4 protein-coding genes are annotated in these 3,024 nt (G+C 70.4%); 2 read left to right on the top strand and 2 right to left on the bottom strand.

The features are described 5' to 3' along the window. Together BB334_RS16770 and BB334_RS16775 are read left to right on the top strand one after the other, a co-directional pair. A partial coding sequence (locus tag BB334_RS16770) for a catalase (protein ID WP_158014430.1) occupies positions 1-608 on the top strand: 608 nt, incomplete at its 5' end. Between the two features lie 298 nt (positions 609-906). Further along, a complete protein-coding gene (locus BB334_RS16775; protein ID WP_068809642.1) occupies positions 907-1,323 on the top strand; it encodes a hemerythrin domain-containing protein in 417 nt (138 codons plus the stop codon). A 78-nt stretch (positions 1,324-1,401) separates the two neighbouring features. On the opposite strand, the gene BB334_RS18855 is transcribed toward BB334_RS16775, so the two are convergent. Continuing rightward, complete coding sequence (locus BB334_RS18855) at positions 1,402-2,217, bottom strand: acyl-CoA thioesterase (protein ID WP_068809643.1); 816 nt, start codon at positions 2,215-2,217, stop codon at positions 1,402-1,404. Between the two features lie 67 nt (positions 2,218-2,284). Continuing rightward, positions 2,285-3,024: toxic anion resistance protein (locus BB334_RS16785; RefSeq protein ID WP_198531283.1), on the bottom strand; the 740-nt coding region annotated here is incomplete at its 5' end.

Raw genomic sequence — 3,024 nt, forward strand, 5'->3', positions numbered from 1 at the left:
CCGAGAACTTCTTCGCCGACGTCGAGCAGGTCGCTTTCGCGCCGAGCAACCTGGTGCCCGGCATTGGCGCCAGCCCCGACCGCATGCTCCAGTCGCGCCTGTTCAACTACGCCGATGCGCAGCGCTACCGGCTGGGCGCCAACTACCATCAGATTCCGGTGAACCAGCCGCGCTGCCCGGTGCACAGCAACCACCGCGACGGCACCGGCCGGGTGGACGGCAACTACGGCAGCCTGCCGCACTACGAGCCCAACAGCTTCGGCCAGTGGCAAGGCCAGCCGGAGTTCGAGGAGCCGCCGCTGAAGATCGACGGCGACGCCGCCTTCTGGTCCTATCACCAGGACGACGACAACTACTTCGAGCAGCCGCGCAAGCTGTTCCAGTTAATGACGCCGGCGCAGCGGGAGGCGCTGTTCGGCAACACCGCGCGCGCGATGGGCGACGCGCCGGAGTTCATCAAGTTCCGCCACATCCGTAACTGCCATGCGGCCGACCCGGCCTACGGCGCCGGCGTGGCCCGGGCGCTCGGGCTCGACCTGGAGAAGGCCCTGGCCTCGAAGCCGGACGACCCGATGTTCGGCAACCCGCTGGTGCCGCTGCCCGCCTGAGGCCAGGCCGCGCCCGGCGACTCAGGCCGTCGGGCGCCCATGCCCCAGAGGCATTCGGCGCGCCTCGTCTCCTGTGAGGGCTGTGGGACTCTTGAGCCACATCAAGGCCATCCCGCGGCTCGCCGGCCCACAATCGGCGCTTTAACGGATCGACGCCCCGCACGCGCACCCTGTTCGGGGCGTGCGTGCGGGGCTATCGCACTTGGCCGCCGGCGCGCGAGGCCGGCGCGGGTGTGTTGCAGTCCGAATCGCTCGATGCGCCACGCCGAGCGCCACCTATCGTCCGGAGGTGAATGCCATGAAACGTCCCGTCGCCCTGCAGGCGCTTTCGACCACCCACCATGTCGCGCTCGACCTCGCCCTGAGGATCTCCGATGCGAAGGACGAGGCGTCGATCGAGGCCCTCATGGCGAGCCTGCCGCCGACCTTTGCGAACGAAATCGAGCCGCACATGCAGCAGGAGGAGCGCCTGTTGCTGCCGCTGCTCGAGGCCTCGGGCGAAACCGAGCTGGCGCAGGAAACGCGCGAGCGGCACGACAGGTTGCGCGCGCTCGCGGCGAAGATCGCAGCGGGGGACCGCAGCGCCCTGCAGCCGTTCTGGATCGAACTCCACGCCCTGGTCCGCTTCGAGGAGCGCAGGCTCTACGACACCGCGCAACAGGTGCTGCCGGCCGGGGTACTGGCTCAACCGCTCCCGGAGCGCGGCCCGGAGTGAGTCCGCGGCCGCGGCGCCTGCCGGGCGCCTGGCACCGGCGCGGATGCGCGCGGTCCCCGCACACGCCCGGCGACAGGATCAGGCCGTGGCGCCCTTGCTCCCCGAGCGGAAGGCCTTCACCGTCGTATAGGTGATCTTCGCCTCGGTCACCTTCACCACCACCGGGTTCTCCGGGTTGCGCTGGGCGAAGACCTCGACGTCCACCGTCAACTTGTCGTCGCGCGCGTCCACGATGTCGGCGTAGAAGGTGACCCTGTCGCCCATCGACACCGGCTCCCTGAACACGAAGCGATCGACCGCCACCGTCGCCACCGGCGACCTGGCGCGGCGCATCGCCGAGACCGCGCCGGCGATGTCGGTCATCGCCATGATCCAGCCGCCGAACACGTCGCCGGCGGGGTTGAGGTCGCCCGGCATCGGCACCATGCGCAGCGTCAGCTCCTTGTTGGCGGCGGGCTCGGGACAGCCCGGCAGGCCGTCGGCGTCCGCGTCCTCGGGGACCAGCCGCTTGTTGCCCTGGGCGTCCACCGCGACATAGGTGAGCTGGGCCTCGGTGACCTTCACGATCCGCGGATTCTTCGGATCGGTTTCGGCGAAGATCTGCACATCGACGGTCAGCGAGGAACGGCCGACCGCGATCACGTCGGCGTAGAAGCTGACCACGTCGCCGACCGCGATCGGTTGCTTGAAGACGAAGGAATTCACCGCCACCGTGACCACGCGCGAGCGCGCGCGGCGCACCGCAGGGATGCTGCCGGCGATGTCGACCATCGCCATGATCCAGCCGCCGAAGACGTCGCCGGCCGGGTTGAGGTCGGCGGGCAGCGGCATCACGCGCAGCGCCAGGTGCTCCTTCGAGGGCAGCTCGCTCGCGGTGATCGAAAGCTCGGCCATGGGGTACTCCTTGAGTGGAATGGGCGGGTTCGGAAGGTGTCGGTCGGGCCTGGCTGCGGGGCGGCGGTCAGCCGCGATCCCCGGGTTTCGCCAGCGGTGCGTCGGGCTCCGCGCGGTTGCCCTCGTCGAGTTTGCGGATCGCGTCCTCACCGCGCGCGGCGAGGGCGGCGAGGCGGTCGATCTGGGCGTCGAGCTTGGGCAGCGCCTCGCGCCGGTAACGCGAGAGGTCGTCGATCGCACCGAGCACGTCTGCGAAGGCCTTCTCGAGCTGCGCCATGTCGAGCGAGGTCGAGGCGGCACGGGTCTGGATCTCCACGCCCTGGGTGCGCAGCGCCTGCGCGGTGCCGGCGATGAGCGCGGACGTCGCCTCGTTGAGCGAGGACACGCGATCGAGCACGAGGCGCTGGTTGGCCAGCCCGAGGGCGACCGTGACCGCCACGTTGAGCGCCGACACGGTGACGTTGATCGCGCGATCCACGCCGCGGATCAGCTCGCGGTTGTTGCGGATCACCACCTCCAGCGCGAGTACGCCCTGCTGGCTCACCGCGAGTTGCTGCTGCAGGTCGACGATGCGCTGGCGCAGCGGGAACAGCAGCTCCTCCTCGACGAAGGCGCGCCGCGGCGCGGGCAGCGCGGCGGAGGCCGCCTCGCGCGCGAGGCGACGATCGATCAGGCGACCGAGCTCCACCTGGCGTGCGAGCTGGCCGAGGATCCCGCGCAGCGCCTGCTGGTCGTCGGCGAGGGTGAGGTTGTCGCGGCGCAGCATGTCGGCGCCGCCCTCGAGGTCCTTGATGATGCCGTCGAGCG

It is taken from the genome of Thauera phenolivorans (assembly GCF_001696715.1).
Lineage (GTDB): Bacteria > Pseudomonadota > Gammaproteobacteria > Burkholderiales > Rhodocyclaceae > Thauera > Thauera phenolivorans.